Genomic DNA, 14,808 nt, shown 5'->3' with positions numbered 1-14,808 from the left:
GAGTCTCATGGATGTGACCGACCTGTTGGCCCGTGCTGTGGATGCGCGGGCTTCGGACCTGCACCTGGCCGCGGGCCAGGTACCGATGCTGCGCCTGGATGGCGAGCTGCAACGCATGGACCTGCCGCCGCTGACGGCAGCGGCGTTGAGTGATGCCATGGCGCCCTTGCTGGGCGATGACGCTTGCCGGCAATGGGCGCAGGGGGATGAGCTGGACCTTGCGTTGGCGCTGCCAGCGTTAGGCCGTTTTCGCCTGAACCTGTTCCGCCAGTTGAATGGGGTTGCGGCGACCTTTCGCCTGATACCCAGACGCATTGCGACACTGGACGAGCTCGACCTTGTGGAAGTGTTTCAAGCTGTTGCGCAGTGTTCCGATGGCCTGATTCTGGTGGGCGGGCCCACCGGCAGTGGCAAGTCCAGTACCTTGGCGGCGCTGCTCGATCAGCTCAACCACGAGCGGCCACTGCATATCATCACCCTTGAAGACCCTGTGGAAGTTATCCATAGCAGCCAACGGAGCCTGGTCAACCAGCGCGAGATGGGCCGCGATTGCCGCGGGTTTGCGCAAGGGCTGCGCAGTGCGCTGCGTCAGGACCCGGATGTGATCATGATCGGCGAGTTGCGCGACCTGGAGACGATTCGCTTGGCATTACGGGCGGCTGAAACGGGGCACTTGGTGCTGGCAACCGTGCACACGCGCTCGGCTGCGGGCAGCATCGACCGGCTGGTGGAGGTGTTTGCCGCCGAGGAAAAGCCCCTGGTGCGGGCGATGCTGGCCGAGTCGCTGCGCGTGGTGGTGGCGCAAGTGCTGGTCAAGCGCGTGGGCGGCGGGCGGGTGGCGGCGCGGGAGGTGTTGGTGGCTAACACGGCAGTGCGTAACCTGATTCGCGAAGGGCGGATGGCGCAGCTGAGTTCGGTGATGCAGACGGGGGCGGCGGAGGGGATGCGGACGATGGAAGGGGCGATGCAAAGGCTGGAAGTAATGGGATGGGTGTAGGAGCAGCCTTGTGCTGCGAAGAGGCCGGTGACGTCAGCGACGATCCGCTGTGTTTTCACTGGCCTCTTCGCAGCACAAGGCTGCTCCTACCAGAGCCGTGGTCGAGGCTCGATCAGCGCTTGGCCAGGGCCAGCTGCTGCTGTTCTTTCGGCAACACCCGCTTGGCCACGACATAGTGCTTCTGCCAGTAAGGCTTGCTGAGGGTGTCGATGCTCACCCGCTTGCCGCGACGCGGGGCATGGATGAAGCGGTCGTTGCCCAGGTAGATGGCAACGTGGTTGACCCGTCGGCTCTTGATGTTGAAGAAGATCAGGTCGCCAGGCTTGAGGTCGCCCTTCGCCACCTTCACGCCGTGGCCCTGGGCCATGGCATTGGAGGTGCGTGGCAGGTCGACATCGGCCACATCATTGAAGGCGTATTTCACCAGGCCGCTGCAGTCAAAGCCCTTTTTCGGGCTGCTGCCGCCCCAGACATAAGGCGTACCGAGCACATTGACCGCACGGCTGAGCACATCGCTGCTCTGCTTCGGCGACATGGAGGCAACCGGCAGCCCGCGGCTGCTGGCCGCGTTGCTTGGGCGTGCGCGCAGCGTGGTGTGCTTGGCAGGCGCGTGTTTCACCGAGGCATTGGTGGTATAGCCGGTAAAACCATTGGGAAGTCGTTGCTCACGATTGGTGGCGTGGGCGGCCAGGGGCAATAATAGACAGAGGGTCAGCCATGTCTTGAGTAAAGGCGGCATAGATGAAGCTCTTTATGAATAGTTATGTGTTAGGCGCGCAACTTTATAACAGCTTTTTGATCAATTTCTGATCCGTTGGTCGATTGGCAGGGTGCCATACGTCGGCCTGCGACGAGAAAGTCACATCTTTTCTTAGAAAATTTTCGGATAACCCACGAGGGCTATGAATGAACAGTTATCAACAGGGTGAGCCGCTTCACGACACCCACAGCAAGGTCATCGGCTACTTGTTGTGGATTTTCGGCTTCACCGGCTCGCACCGTTTCTACTACGGCAAGCCAATCACTGGGACGATCTGGTTCTTTACCCTGGGCCTGCTGGGCATCGGCTGGCTGATCGACCTGTTTCTGATCCCGGCGATGGACAAGGAGGCGGACCTGCGCTTCCGGTCCGGTCGGATCGACTACAACATCGCCTGGATTCTGCTGACCTTCCTGGGCATTTTTGGCCTGCATCGCCTGTACCAGGGCAAGTGGATCACCGCGATCATCTACTTCTTCACGGGCGGCCTGTTCCTGGTCGGCGTGCTGTACGACTTCTGGACCCTGAACAGTCAGATTTCCGAAGCCAACAGCGATCGTCGCTGATTGCTGATCGTGTAGGAGCAGCCTTGTGCTGCGAAGAGGCCGGTACAAACACCTAACATCCTTGGTGTTTGCACCGGCCTCTTCGCAGCACAAGGCTGCGCCTATCGAGTTTTACTGGCGGGTCTGGCGCTGTTGCAGCAGCAGGTTGCTGAAGCCTGCGCCGGCAAGCTGTTTCTGCGCCCCGGTCAGTTGTTCGCGGTTGCTGAACGGGCCGACCAGTACGCGGTACCAGGTTTCATCCTTGACCGTCCCCGACTCCACCTTCACCGACTGGCCGAGCAGGATGATCTGCGCGCGGACCTTGTCGGCATCCGCCTGCTTGCGGAACGAGCCGGCCTGCAGGAAGAACTGCGTGGTGGCCGCAGGCTTGATTACCGGCGGTGCCGGAGGTGGCGTCTGGCCCAGCAAGGCGGCCTGGGCGCGTGCCGTGTCGATCTTCGCTGCTTCTGCCGGGGTGACCGGGGTCACTGGCTGGGCAGGCACCGGTGGCGTCTTCTCTGGCACGGCTTCCGGCGGCACGATGACCTCGGACTCCGGCAGCAGGGTGTAGAAGTCATACTTCGGCTTCACCGGCTGCTGCGGGGTGGCCGGGGTGGTCTTGCTGGCTTCGGCCACCTTTTCCGGTTTTTGTTGTTCAGGCTTGGTGCGCTTGATGTCCGCACCGCCTGGCTCGAGCTTCATCAAAAAGACGATGAAAGCGCCCACGGTCAACCCGACTGCCAGCCATACCCAACCCGGGATCGGCTGCTTGGCCGGCGCCTGTTGGCGGCTGGCGCCGCGTTTTGGAGCAGGTTTTTTCTTGGCAGCCAACTTACATGCGCTCCAGGGTTTCCAGGCCGAGCAGTTCCAGACCTTGCTTGAGGGTGCGACCGGTCAGGGCAGCCAGGCGCAGGCGGCTCTGTTGCTGCTCCGGGGTTTCGGCGGCGAGGATCGGGCAGTTCTCGTAGAAGCTCGAGAACAGGCCAGCCAGGTCGTACAGGTAGCTGCACAGCACGTGCGGTGTGCCCTTGTCGGCCACGCTGTTAAGCACTTCGCCGAATTGCGCCAGGCGCGCGGCGAGGTCCAGTTCCTTCTCGGCCTGCAGCACGATCTTGCCGTCGACCTCGTCGAAGCCCTTGCCCAGCTTGCGGAACACGCCCGCCACGCGGGTGTAGGCATACAGCAGGTACGGCGCGGTGTTGCCTTCGAAGTTGAGCATCAGCTCGAAGTTGAAGCTGTAGTCGCTGGTGCGGTGCTTGGACAGGTCGGCGTACTTCACTGCGCCGATCCCGACCACTTCACCGATGTGGCGCAGATCGTCTTCGGCCAGGCTCGGGTTCTTCTCCTTGACCAGGGCGTAGGCACGCTCCTTGGCCTCGGTGAGCAGGTCGATCAGCTTCACGGTGCCGCCGTCACGGGTCTTGAACGGGCGGCCGTCGGCGCCGTTCATGGTGCCGAAGCCCATGTGTTCCATTTGCATCGGGTGGCCGACGAAGCCTGCACGGCGGGCCACTTCGAACACCTGGTTGAAGTGCAGGGCCTGGCGCTGGTCGACGAAGTACAGGGCACGGTCGGCCTTGAGCACATTGCTGCGGTAGCGCACGGCGGCCAGGTCGGTGGTGGCGTACAGGTAGCCACCGTCGGCCTTCTGCACGATCACCGGCAGGGGTTCGCCTTCGCTGTTCTTGAATTCTTCGAGGAACACGCACTGCGCACCCTGGTCCTCGACCAGCAGGCCCTTGGCCTTGAGGTCGCTGACTACGTTGGCCAGGTCATCGTTGTAGGCGCTTTCGCCCATGACGTCGGCCATGGTCAGCTTGACGTTGAGCAGCTCGTAGGTTTTCTGGCAGTGGGACAGGGAAATGTCCTTGAAACGTGTCCACAGGGCCAGGCACTCAGGGTCGCCGGCCTGCAGCTTGACCACCAGGCCGCGGGCGCGGGTGGCGAATTCTTCGGACTCGTCGAAGCGTTTCTTCGCGGCGCGGTAGAAGTTCTCCAGGTCCGACAGCTCGTCGCTGGTAATCGGGTTTTCCTGCAGGTAGGCCATCAGCATGCCGAACTGGGTGCCCCAGTCGCCTACGTGGTTCTGGCGGATGACCTGGTCGCCGAGGAATTCCAGCACACGGGCGACGCTGTCACCGATGATGGTCGAGCGCAGGTGGCCAACGTGCATTTCCTTGGCCAGGTTCGGCGCCGACAGGTCGATCACCACCTTCTCGGCAGCCCCTGCCTTGCGCACGCCCAAGTGGCCGTCGGCCAGGGCGGCGTCCAGGCGGTCGGCCAGGGCGCTGGTGTTCTGGAAGAAGTTGAGGAAGCCTGGGCCGGCAATCTCGACCTTGCTGATGTCGTCGCTGGCGGGCAGCGCGTTGATCAGTTTTTCGGCCAGGTCGCGCGGCTTCATGCCGGCAGGCTTGGCCAGCATCATCGCGATGTTGCTGGCGAAGTCGCCGTGGGTCTTGTCCCGGGCGTTTTCCACCTGGATCGCCGGCGATAGCCCTTCAGGCAGCACACCGTCGGTGACGAGTTGGGTGAGGGCTTGCTGGATCAGCTGGCGAATGGTGTCTTTCATGGGGTTCTCTTTTCGACCGCAAGCGCGGTGGAGCGCTTCGATGCGCAGGTGGAAAAACTGGGCATTATCCGTTGCCGGGAGCGGGTTGCCAACCTTTGCCAAGGCTCAGGGTGTCAGTAGAGGTCTACCGGGTCCACGTCCAGCGACCAGCGAACCTGTCGGCCGCTCGGCATTTGCTCCAACACTAGCAACCAGGCGCTGATCAGTCGATGCAGGGGTGCCCGGGTGTTGGCCTGTATCAATAATTGGGCGCGGAAGCGGCCCGCTCGGCGCTCCATGGGAGCCGGTACCGGGCCCAACAGTTCAATGCCCGGCAGGCGCTGTTCGGCCACCAGGCGCTCTGCTGCGCTGCAGGCTTCGTCGAGGAAGCCTTCGGCCTGGCCCGGTTTGTGCGCTTCGGCGCGCAACAAGGCCAGGTGCGAAAAAGGCGGCAGGCCGGCGGCGCGGCGCTCGTCCAGGGCTTGCTCGGCGAAGGCGAAATAGCCTTGTTCGGTCAGCTGGACCAGCAAGGGGTGGTCGGCCAAGTGGGTCTGGATGATCACCTTGCCGGGCTCTTCGGCGCGCCCGGCACGCCCAGCAACCTGCACGATCAATTGCGCCATGCGCTCACTGGCGCGGAAGTCGCCGGAGAACAGCCCGCCGTCGGCGTCGAGGATGGCCACCAGGGTCACGCGTGGGAAGTGGTGCCCCTTGGCGAGCATCTGGGTGCCCACCAGGATGCTCGGCTGGCCACGCTGGATGGTGCCGAACAGGTTGTGCATGGCGTCTTTACGCGCCGTGCTATCGCGGTCCACGCGCAGGATCGGGTAGTCCGGGAACAGCACCTTAAGGCGCTCTTCGGCGCGCTCGGTGCCTGCGCCCACCGGGCGCAAGTCGACATGGTTGCACTGCGGGCACTGGTGCGGCAGGCGTTCGTCATAGCCGCAGTGGTGGCAACGCAGCACGCCGGAACGCTGGTGCACGGTCATGCGCGCATCGCAGCGAGGGCATTCGGACAACCAGCCGCAATCGTGGCACAGCAACGTCGGGGCAAAGCCGCGGCGGTTGAGGAACACCAGCACTTGCTGGCCTGCTTCCAGGGTCTGGCGGATGGCCTGCTGCAGTGGGCCGCTGATGCCACTGTCCAGCGGCAGGCTTTTCACGTCCAGGCGCAGCATGCGTGGCGGGCGCGCACCGCCGGCGCGTTGGTTCATGCGCAGCAAGGTGTAGCGGCCGGTCTGGGCGTTGTGCAGGGTTTCCAGCGACGGCGTGGCCGAGCCGAGCAGGATCGGGATGTTCTCCTGGTGGGCGCGCACCAGGGCCAGGTCGCGGGCGTGGTAACGCAGGCCTTCCTGCTGTTTATAAGAGCCGTCGTGCTCTTCGTCGATGATGATCAGGCCGGGGTTTTTCATCGGCGTGAACAGCGCCGAGCGGGTGCCGATGATGATGTCGGCCTCGCCGTCACGGGCTGCCAGCCAGGCATCCAGCCGTTCGCGGTCGCCAACCGCCGAGTGCAGCAAGGCGATGCGGGCGTTGAAGCGTTGCTCGAAGCGCGCCAGGGTCTGCGGGCCGAGGTTGATTTCCGGGATCAGCACCAGTGCCTGCTTGCCGGCCTCCAGTGTTTCGCGGATCAACTGCAGGTAGACCTCGGTCTTGCCGCTGCCGGTAACCCCGGCCAGCAGAAACGCGTTGAAACTGCCAAGGCCCAGGCACACGGCATCGAAGGCGTTGCGCTGCTCTTCGTTGAGGGGCAGTTCGGGCTGCGCCAGCCAGTGCTCGTGGCGCGGCGTCGGCAGGTGGCGGCGTACTTCGACGGTGACCAGTTCCTTGGCCAGCAGCAGGTCGAGGCTGTCTTTGTTCAGGTTGAGCTTGCCCAGCAGGCTGTGGGCCACGCCATGTGGGTGCTGCGCCAGGGTTTTCAGGGCATCGCGCTGGCGCGGTGCGCGGGCGATGCGAGGGTCATCGTGGCGGGCATCGGCGGCGACGTGCCAGAAGCGTTCCTGGCGCATCTCGGCCAGTTCGCCCTGACGCAGCAGGGTCGGCAGCGCCCAGCTCAGGGTGTCGCCCAGGCTGTGCTGATAGTACTGGGCCGTCCACAGGCACAGCTTGAACAGGGCCGGCGGCAGCGGCGACACCGGGTCGAGCAGCGCAATGGCCGGCTTGAGCTTGTCGGCGGGCACTTCGCTCTGGTCGCACACCTCCACCAGCACGCCGATCATCTCGCGGCGCCCGAATGGCACACGAATGCGCATGCCCGGTGTGAGGGGCTGGCGCGCCATGCTCGCCGGCGCCCTGTAGTCGAACAGGCGACGCAGCGGGGAGGGCAGGGCAAGGCGCAGGATGACGTCGGACACGCGGAAGGTCTCGCAAGGGCATTTCAAAGACTGGCGAGCCTAGCAGACGACAGTCGGTGCAAGCGACAACTTGCGCTGAGGCTGGGCTCTGGTATTATTCGCCGCCTAATTACGTGCGGTATTCAACAATTGGTGTTGGGTGGCGGCACGCAGCTCGAGGAAGTGACCATGAAAGCAAATATTCATCCGAACTACGAAGTAGTTGCAGTCACCTGCAGCTGCGGCAACAAGTTTGAAAGCCGTTCGACCCTGGGTAGCACCCTGTCGATCGACGTTTGCAACCTGTGCCACCCGTTCTACACCGGTAAGCAGAAAGTCCTGGACACCGGTGGTCGCGTACAGAAGTTTGCCGATCGCTTCGGCATGTTCGGTGCCAAGAAGTAATAATGCGCATGGCGAATCCCTCGGGTTTCGCGCTGTTGCAAAAAAAAGCGCCCCTTGTGGGCGCTTTTTTTGTGGGCGCGATTTGGCATCTGCCTGCCCTGGCGTTCTGCCCGCTGCCGGCCAATCCTCAGCAGGTAGCAGTGCGGCAGGTGGTGGATGGCGATACCTTGCGCCTGACCGACGGCCGCAGCGTGCGCATGATCGGCATCAACGCCCCGGAGATTGGTCGCAAAGGGCGGACCAGCGAGCCCTATGCCGAGGCGGCCAAGCGGCGCTTGCAAGCCCTGGTCAAAGCCAGTGACGGGCGTGTAGGGCTGGTGCAGGGCATCGAGGGCAAAGACAAATACGGCCGCACACTGGCGCACATATACGGCCGCACTGGCAACAATCTAGAAGCACAACTGCTCAGCGAGGGGCTCGGCTACCGCGTTGCCGTTGCCCCCAATGTGCGCCTGGTGGGGTGCCAGCAATTGGCCGAGCAAGCGGCGCGCAAGGCGGGTGTCGGGCTGTGGCGCAGCTCCCCGGTACTGCGCGCACGGGATGTCAGGCAGTCTGGGTTCGCTGTCATCGGTGGCCGAATCGAGGCGGTTGAACGTAACCGCGGCGGCGTCTGGCTGACCCTGGATAGCACGGTGGTGCTGCAGGTTCCCGCTCGTCTGCAACGCAACTTCCCGGCCAGCTTCTTCGATAATCTCAAAGGGCGCCAAGTCGAGGCGCGTGGCTGGGTGCTGGATCGTTCCCGCAAGGGCGGCCTTAAGCCTGGGCAGCGACGCTGGGTGTTGCCATTGACCGATCCGAGCATGTTAGAACGCATTTCAGGCTGAAAAGATGTAGACATTTCGGTATTAGATTGTACACACTGTGATTCGTATGCCCCGTGGGTTATAGCGTAAAGTCGTAGGCTAAAGGCCTTGACACAAGTGACCGACCAGTCTTGTGACTCCCCGGCTCTTTGCGTATCCTCGGCGGTCCGTCAGAACAGTAAATAGCGGAATGCCCACCATGTCAGACCTGAAAACCGCCGCTCTCGAATACCACGCTCAACCTCGTCCGGGGAAACTGAGCGTCGAGCTCTCGAAGCCCACCGCCACCGCCCGTGACCTCGCCCTGGCCTACAGCCCAGGTGTTGCAGAACCCGTGCGCGAAATCGGCCGTGATCCAGAGCTGGCCTACAAATACACCGGTAAAGGCAACCTGGTTGCGGTGATTTCGGATGGTACTGCCATCCTCGGTCTGGGCGACCTCGGCCCACTGGCCTCGAAGCCGGTCATGGAAGGCAAGGGTGTTCTGTTCAAGCGTTTCGCTGGCATCGACGTGTTCGACATCGAAGTCGAGTCGGAAAGCCCGCAAGCTTTCATCGACACCGTTCGCCGCATTTCGATCACCTTCGGTGGTATCAACCTCGAAGACATCAAGGCTCCAGAGTGCTTCGAAATCGAGCGCACCCTGATCGAGCAGTGCGACATCCCGGTCTTCCACGATGACCAGCACGGTACCGCGATCGTCACCGCGGCCGGCATGATCAACGCCCTGGAAATCGCCGGCAAGAAGCTGGAAGAAGCCAAGATCGTTTGCCTGGGTGCTGGCGCTGCCGCCATCTCCTGCATGAAGCTGCTGGTCAGCATGGGTGCCAAGGTCGAGAACATCTACATGATCGACCGCAGCGGCGTGATCCACGCTGGCCGCGACGACCTGAACCAGTACAAGGCGCAGTTCGCCCACGCGACCGACAAGCGCACCCTGGCTGATGCCTTGAACGGTGCTGACGTGTTCGTTGGCCTGTCCGGCCCGAACCTGCTGAGCGCAGAAGGCCTGAAGTCGATGGCGGCCAACCCGATCGTGTTCGCTTGCTCGAACCCCGATCCGGAAATCTCCCCAGAGCTGGCTCACGCCACCCGTAACGATGTGATCATGGCCACCGGTCGTTCCGACTACCCGAACCAGGTCAACAACGTACTGGGCTTCCCCTTCATCTTCCGTGGCGCCCTGGACGTACGTGCCAAGCGCATCAACGAAGAAATGAAGATTGCCGCCGCCATCGCCCTGAAAGACCTGGCCAAGCTGCCGGTTCCTAAGGAAGTTTGCGAAGCCTACGGCGTCGAAGGCCTGGAATTCGGCCGTGAGTACATCATTCCGAAGCCTCTGGATGCCCGCCTGATCACCGTTGTTTCCGATGCTGTCGCCAAGGCTGCTATCGAGTCCGGTGTGGCGACCCTGCCGTATCCGAAGCACTACCCGCTGAACAGCGTGGATGAAGTGTTCAACGGCTGATTCTGGTCGTAAGTACAAAAAGCCCCGGCTCGTGAGAGTCGGGGCTTTTTCGTGTAATGGGGTGTCAGACGTTTCTGTTTTGAGTGTGCCCCCAGCTCTTGCCGAGGAGTATCAATCAATATGGTGCATAACGTGATCGGATAGCTTTCCAAAGGATCTGTTGTGCCAGCCTATTTCCCCTCCCTTACCATCTGTGGTCAGGTCTTTCATTTTGCTCACCTTGAGCCTTTCACCTTCATGTTTCACAGTGAGCGAGCCAATCGGCAGCTGCGGGTGAGAGTGACTTTTTCTAACCACTGTTTCAGTAAGGCATATGATCCTAAGGCCCAGCCCCTGGTAGGTCCGATTATTCGCGATGGTCGTCAGGAGCGAACATTTCGTTTGGTTCGTTACCGTCTCTCTTTCAGGCTCAGGGGTGTAATCGAGGGTTTGCAGGCGTCAGGAGTGCGAGTCTATGAAACAGCCACGGGGCGGAATTGGTGCTACTCGATACTCGTGGAAGACCCACAGGGGCCGTACCATGTGTTCTTCGAAGTACGGCGCGCAACAGGGGTCAAAAGCAGTGGCAGGAGCTTAGGCAGGTTGTCGAAAGTGCTTACCATCAAGGTGAGCAGGGTGGTCCCGTATTGAGGGGGCGCATGCTGTTCACCCTGCTTTGCAGCAAGGTGTACTTGCAGCAACCGACAGCGACTAGGCGTTGAAGCTTCGGGCACAAAAAAAGACGCTCGAGGCGTCTTCTTCTGTTGCTTAAAGCAGATCCGGACACCACTTGCGAACCGCCTTGCGCGATTACGGCCTAGGCCGCTGGGAAGCGCTCAATCTCATCCGGTCAGTCGCTTCGAAGTGCCAAATATAAGCACTGATACGGCGTACGTCAATCTCGGATGAGATCCCTATCTCCGATCAGAACAGGTCCATCGGCGCTGCTTCGTCTGCTGGCAGCGGGCTTCCCGGTGCCGCGCCGTTGCCCAGTTCATCCCCCGACGGTGGCGAGTCTTCGGCCTTGAACAGCTCGAAGTAGGCGTTCGGCGTACCCGGCGAGGCCGCGCGGCCGCTGACCGGGTCGACACGCAGGCTGAGGATGCCTTCCGGCTCAGCCGGTACGTGGTTGGGTTTGTCCTTGAGGGCGGCGCCCATGAAACTCATCCAGATCGGCAGCGCCGCAGTGCCCCCGTACTCGCGGCGGCCCAGGGTCTCGGGTTGGTCGAAGCCGACCCATACCGTGGTCACGTAATCGGCGTTGTAGCCGGAGAACCAGGCATCCTTGGACTCGTTGGTGGTACCGGTCTTGCCGGCCAGGTCCGTGCGGCCCAGGGCCAGCGCACGGCGGCCAGTGCCCCGTTTGATTACATCCTGCAGCATGCTGGTGAGGATGTACGTGGTGCGGCCGTCGATGATCTGTTCCGCCACTGCCGGCGTTTGCGGAGCTGGCGTGACCTGGCCAAAGGCGGCCGGCGCCTCGCCCGGCATGGCTGCGGTGCTGATCGGCTGCTCTGGCGCGGCAAGGCCTGCCTGGTCCTGGGCGCCTTGAGGCACGCGGGGCGGGTTGGCAGTGAACAGGGTCTCGCCGCTACGGCTCTCGATGCGGTCGATCAAGTACGGGGTGATCTTGTAGCCGCCGTTGGCAAAGGTGCTCCAACCCGTGGCGATTTCCATCGGTGTGAGGGTTGCGGTGCCCAGTGCCAGCGACAGGTTGCGCGGCAAGTCCTGCTTGTTGAAGCCGAACTTGGCGATGTAGTCGATGGTGCGGTCGACGCCCATGGCCTGCAGCAGGCGGATCGATACCAGGTTGCGCGACTTGTACAGCGCCTCGCGCATGCGGATCGGGCCGAGGAAGGTGTTGGTGTCGTTCTTCGGCCGCCAGACCTTGTCCAGGTACTCATCGACGAACACGATCGGTGCATCGTTGACCAGGCTGGCCGCGGTGTAGCCGCTGTCGAGCGCCGCGCTATAGATGAAGGGCTTGAAGCTCGAGCCAGGTTGGCGCTTGGCCTGCATGGCACGGTTGTAGTTGCTTTGCTCGAACGAGAAGCCGCCTACCAGGGCACGAATAGCGCCGTTGTAAGGGTCGAGGGTGACCAGCGCGCTTTGTGCGCCCGGCACCTGGCTGAACTTCAGCTTACCGTCGTCCAGGCGCTGCAGGCGCACCAAGTCACCTACCTGGGCAACATCGGCGGGGCTTTGCGGTGCGCGGCCCTGGGAATTGCTATTGAGGAACGGACGCGCCCACTTCATGGTGTCCCAGGCGACGGTTTCTTCCTGGCCGCTTCGGGTCAGCACCTTGAGGTCAGTCTTGTCGACCTGGGTGACGATGGCCGGCTCAAGGCCGCCCAGGGTGCGCTGCTTGCTCAGCTCCAGCAGCCAGGCCGCGTGGGTCTTGCCCGGGAAGCGTGCCTCGGGGCCGCGGTAGCCGTGGCGTTCATCGTAATCGGAAAGGCCCGTGAGAATGGCTTTGTTGGCCATCTCCTGCATGTCGCTCGGCACCGTGGTGGTGACGCGGAAGCCCTCGGTGTAGGCATCGCTGCCATAACGCCCGACCATCTCGGCGCGGGCCATCTCGGCAACGTACGGCGCATTCACCTCAGGTGTCGGCACGTGGTAGCTGGCGTTGAGCGGCTCGGCCAGGGCGGCCTGGTAGCTGGCCTGGTCAATCTTGCCGAGCTTGTACATGCGGCCAAGAATCCAGTCGCGACGCTCTTTTGCGCGCACCGGGTTGGCCAGCGGGTTGAAGCGCGAAGGTGCCTTGGGCAGGCCGGCGATCATCGCCATTTGCGCCAGGCTCACGTCGCGGATCGACTTGCCGTAATAGACCTGTGCGGCGGCATCGATGCCGTACGCCCGGTTGCCCAGGTAGATCTTGTTCACGTACAGCTCAAGGATTTCGTCCTTGGTCAGCTCACGCTCGATCTGCAGGGCCAGCAGAATCTCGTTGGTCTTGCGCGAAAAGCTGCGCTCGCTGGTGAGGAAGAAGTTCTTCGCCACCTGCATGGTGATGGTGCTGCCGCCCGTCTGGATATGGCCGGTTTTTACCAGCTGAGTCGCGGCGCGCATGAGGCTGCTGGGGTCAACACCGTAGTGGTTGAGGAAATTGTCGTCCTCGGCTGACAGAAGCGCCTGGATGAATTGTGGGGGGATTTCCGCGAAACGGATCGGCGAGCGGCGCATTTCGCCGAATTCGGCAATCAGCTTGCCGTCGCTGCTGTACACCCTGAGGGGGATCTGCAACTGGATGCTTCTGAGGGACTCGACCGAGGGCAGGCTAGGGCTAAGATACAGAAACGCACCGCTCACACCGAGTACGAGCGCGCTAATGACTGCGACGGAAGACCACCAGAAGAACTTCAGCAGACGTATCAAGGCTTTTGGGCGTCCAGGTTGATAAGTGAATTGCGTACGGGTCCGGCGGACCAAAAACGCTGGGCATTATAAGCATTTTTTCGCCTTGCCGGGTGACCGGCCAGGTGGCCCGTCGAACCGTTTGGCCGCTGAGGCCTAGCGCTGACGCGGGTTTGCGGCATACAGCAAAGGAACAGCGATGCTTGGACGTTTCGGCATGGATGCCGGTTCACTCTTGGGGGTGGAAATTGCCCCCGACTCCGTTCGGATTGTGCAGCTGCAGCGACGCAAGGGGCGTTGCCAGGTCGCGGCCTGGGCGCACGAGCCGTATGAACCGTACAGTGGGGCTGACTGGGCGACCGACCCTGCCCGGCTAGTGGCTGCGTTGCGCCGTGCCTGCAGGCGCAGCGGTAGTCGGCAGCGCCGCGTCGCGGTGGCGCTGCCGGCAAATCAGGTGATCTGCAAGGTGTGCCAACTGCCGGCTGGCCTGAGTGAAGCTGATATCGAGGCGCAACTGCTGGCTGATGCGGATCACCTGTTTCCATTTCCGCTTGATGATCTGGCGCTGGACTTTCAGACCCTCGGGACGTCCAAGGCCCAGGCCGATTGCCAGGATGTCATGGTGGCTGCCTGTCGCCAGCGTGCGCTGGAGCCCGTTGAAGCGCTGCTTGAAGCGGCTGGGCTGCAGGCCGAAGCGATGGAGGTCGACAGTATCGCGTTGCGGCGGATGTTGCCGCAGGGTGCGCTTGCGGGTTCGGCATTGCTGCGCATCGAAGCGCAGGGCGCGACGCTGCACTGTTGGCGGCAGGGCATGCCCGCGCAGCGCCGCGAAGTGCACCTTGGCCAAGCATTTGGCCAATGGCCGGCGCTTTTGGGCGACGACAGTCAACTGGAATGCGTGCTGGTCGCCGGCAGTTCACCGATCGAGCAAGCGTGGCTGGATAACCTGAGTGCAGAGGTGAAGCTGCCCTGTCGGCCCCTGCCTTCTATTGTGGGGTTGGAGCCTGGTGGGGGCGAGATGCTCTTGGCATGCGCCTTGGCGCTCGGAGGCATGCAGCCATGATGCGTCTGAACCTTTTGCCCTGGCGCGAGCGGCAACGTCGGTCATTGCTTCGGCGCTTTCAGTGGATGTTGCTTGGCAGTGCGGCGCTCGCGCTGTGTGCCGTGATGCTGATCGATCAACTGGCTCGCCAACGCGCGCATCAGCAAAGGTTGAGCACTGTTAGCCGTCAATCCGCCGTTGCGCTGTTAGATGAACAATTGGAGCAGCACGCTGAAGTGCGTGCCGCCCTTGATGCTGCCCAATCACACGCTGCGGTGTTGGCCAGCCTGCGTGCCGATCAAGGTGTATTCCCCGCGTTGCTTAGCGACCTGGAGGCAGCGTTGCCTGCTGGTCTGCAGCTCACTGAACTCACGTTGACAGGCGGTCGTTTGCAGGTGACCGGCCAGGCCGCGTCCGGTGCCGTGGTCGCTCAGTTCATGCGCGACCTCGAGCGGTCCGCTGTACTGCAAGGCCTGGAACTCAAGCATGTGAAGCACCTGCCTTCGGGCGATGAGTTTGTTCTGACAGCGCGTGTGTCGGCGTTTTGGTCGTGAATGCAGCCTGGTGGGTG

General features: G+C 62.5%; 12 protein-coding genes. 7 read left to right on the top strand and 5 right to left on the bottom strand.

Annotated features, from left to right (window positions below):
* Nucleotides 1-7 precede the first annotated feature (7 nt).
* Nucleotides 8-997 carry a type IV pilus twitching motility protein PilT gene (locus LOY53_RS25150; RefSeq protein WP_252826131.1) on the top strand — a complete coding sequence of 330 codons (990 nt, stop codon included), beginning with the start codon at nucleotides 8-10 and terminating at the stop codon, nucleotides 995-997.
* 112 nt (nucleotides 998-1,109) lie between these two features.
* Here the strand turns inward: LOY53_RS25150 and LOY53_RS25145 are convergent, their stop codons facing one another.
* The gene (locus LOY53_RS25145) at nucleotides 1,110-1,736 is read right to left on the bottom strand and encodes a C40 family peptidase (RefSeq protein WP_027592344.1); all 627 of its coding nucleotides are present in this window, start codon (nucleotides 1,734-1,736) and stop codon (nucleotides 1,110-1,112) included.
* A gap of 167 nt (nucleotides 1,737-1,903) precedes the next feature.
* Between LOY53_RS25145 and LOY53_RS25140 the strand changes: the two genes are divergently transcribed.
* Nucleotides 1,904-2,323: a TM2 domain-containing protein gene (locus LOY53_RS25140; RefSeq protein ID WP_085272247.1), complete on the top strand. Its 420-nt coding sequence runs from the start codon at nucleotides 1,904-1,906 to the stop codon at nucleotides 2,321-2,323.
* 111 nt (nucleotides 2,324-2,434) lie between these two features.
* Here LOY53_RS25140 and LOY53_RS25135 read toward each other — a convergent pair whose 3' ends face one another.
* From LOY53_RS25135 to LOY53_RS25125, 3 genes are all read right to left on the bottom strand, one after another.
* The gene (locus tag LOY53_RS25135) at nucleotides 2,435-3,133 is read right to left on the bottom strand and encodes an SPOR domain-containing protein (RefSeq protein ID WP_027592346.1); all 699 of its coding nucleotides are present in this window, start codon (nucleotides 3,131-3,133) and stop codon (nucleotides 2,435-2,437) included.
* 1 nt (nucleotide 3,134) lies between these two features.
* Nucleotides 3,135-4,871 (bottom strand): arginine--tRNA ligase, encoded by a 1,737-nt coding sequence (argS, locus tag LOY53_RS25130; RefSeq protein ID WP_099430684.1) that lies wholly within the window; start codon nucleotides 4,869-4,871, stop codon nucleotides 3,135-3,137.
* Between the two features lie 113 nt (nucleotides 4,872-4,984).
* The gene (locus LOY53_RS25125; protein WP_252826130.1) at nucleotides 4,985-7,204 is read right to left on the bottom strand and encodes a primosomal protein N'; all 2,220 of its coding nucleotides are present in this window, start codon (nucleotides 7,202-7,204) and stop codon (nucleotides 4,985-4,987) included.
* Nucleotides 7,205-7,372: 168 nt separating this feature from the next.
* Between LOY53_RS25125 and rpmE the strand changes: the two genes are divergently transcribed.
* From rpmE to LOY53_RS25110, 3 genes are all read left to right on the top strand, one after another.
* Nucleotides 7,373-7,588, top strand: a complete 216-nt coding sequence (gene rpmE, locus LOY53_RS25120; RefSeq protein WP_027592349.1) for a 50S ribosomal protein L31 — start codon at nucleotides 7,373-7,375, stop codon at nucleotides 7,586-7,588.
* Nucleotides 7,589-7,590: 2 nt separating this feature from the next.
* Nucleotides 7,591-8,412 carry a thermonuclease family protein gene (locus LOY53_RS25115; protein ID WP_099455614.1) on the top strand — a complete coding sequence of 274 codons (822 nt, stop codon included), beginning with the start codon at nucleotides 7,591-7,593 and terminating at the stop codon, nucleotides 8,410-8,412.
* 178 nt (nucleotides 8,413-8,590) lie between these two features.
* Entirely contained in the window at nucleotides 8,591-9,859 is a 1,269-nt protein-coding gene (locus LOY53_RS25110; protein ID WP_027592351.1) for a malic enzyme-like NAD(P)-binding protein, read from the top strand.
* A 903-nt stretch (nucleotides 9,860-10,762) separates the two neighbouring features.
* Here LOY53_RS25110 and LOY53_RS25105 read toward each other — a convergent pair.
* Complete coding sequence (locus tag LOY53_RS25105) at nucleotides 10,763-13,213, bottom strand: penicillin-binding protein 1A (protein WP_371918104.1); 2,451 nt, start codon at nucleotides 13,211-13,213, stop codon at nucleotides 10,763-10,765.
* Between the two features lie 181 nt (nucleotides 13,214-13,394).
* On the opposite strand from LOY53_RS25105, the gene pilM reads away from it, so the two are divergent.
* Together pilM and LOY53_RS25095 are read left to right on the top strand one after the other, a co-directional pair.
* On the top strand, nucleotides 13,395-14,258 hold the full coding sequence (gene pilM, locus LOY53_RS25100; protein WP_252826129.1) for a type IV pilus biogenesis protein PilM: 864 nt from the start codon (nucleotides 13,395-13,397) through the stop codon (nucleotides 14,256-14,258).
* Nucleotides 14,255-14,791 carry a PilN domain-containing protein gene (locus LOY53_RS25095; protein WP_252826128.1) on the top strand — a complete coding sequence of 179 codons (537 nt, stop codon included), beginning with the start codon at nucleotides 14,255-14,257 and terminating at the stop codon, nucleotides 14,789-14,791. The genes pilM and LOY53_RS25095 overlap by 4 nt, the downstream gene beginning before the upstream one ends.
* The last annotated feature ends 17 nt before the right edge of the window (nucleotides 14,792-14,808 follow it).

Origin of the sequence: Pseudomonas sp. B21-031, from assembly GCF_024748985.1 — a bacterium.
GTDB lineage: Bacteria > Pseudomonadota > Gammaproteobacteria > Pseudomonadales > Pseudomonadaceae > Aquipseudomonas > Aquipseudomonas kermanshahensis.
The sequence above is the reverse complement of the archived record's forward strand: the minus strand, read 5'-3'. Positions and strand labels throughout refer to the sequence as shown.

Bases quoted from the DNA above. Each gene is read 5' to 3' on its own strand.
- LOY53_RS25150 (WP_252826131.1), top strand. From the start codon at position 8: ATGGATGTGACCGACCTGTTGGCCCGTGCTGTGGATGCGCGGGCTTCG.
- LOY53_RS25145 (WP_027592344.1), bottom strand. From the start codon at position 1,736: ATGCCGCCTTTACTCAAGACATGGCTGACCCTCTGTCTATTATTGCCC.
- LOY53_RS25140 (WP_085272247.1), top strand. From the start codon at position 1,904: ATGAACAGTTATCAACAGGGTGAGCCGCTTCACGACACCCACAGCAAG.
- argS (WP_099430684.1), bottom strand. From the start codon at position 4,871: ATGAAAGACACCATTCGCCAGCTGATCCAGCAAGCCCTCACCCAACTC.
- rpmE (WP_027592349.1), top strand. From the start codon at position 7,373: ATGAAAGCAAATATTCATCCGAACTACGAAGTAGTTGCAGTCACCTGC.
- LOY53_RS25115 (WP_099455614.1), top strand. From the start codon at position 7,591: ATGCGCATGGCGAATCCCTCGGGTTTCGCGCTGTTGCAAAAAAAAGCG.
- LOY53_RS25110 (WP_027592351.1), top strand. From the start codon at position 8,591: ATGTCAGACCTGAAAACCGCCGCTCTCGAATACCACGCTCAACCTCGT.
- pilM (WP_252826129.1), top strand. From the start codon at position 13,395: ATGCTTGGACGTTTCGGCATGGATGCCGGTTCACTCTTGGGGGTGGAA.
- LOY53_RS25095 (WP_252826128.1), top strand. From the start codon at position 14,255: ATGATGCGTCTGAACCTTTTGCCCTGGCGCGAGCGGCAACGTCGGTCA.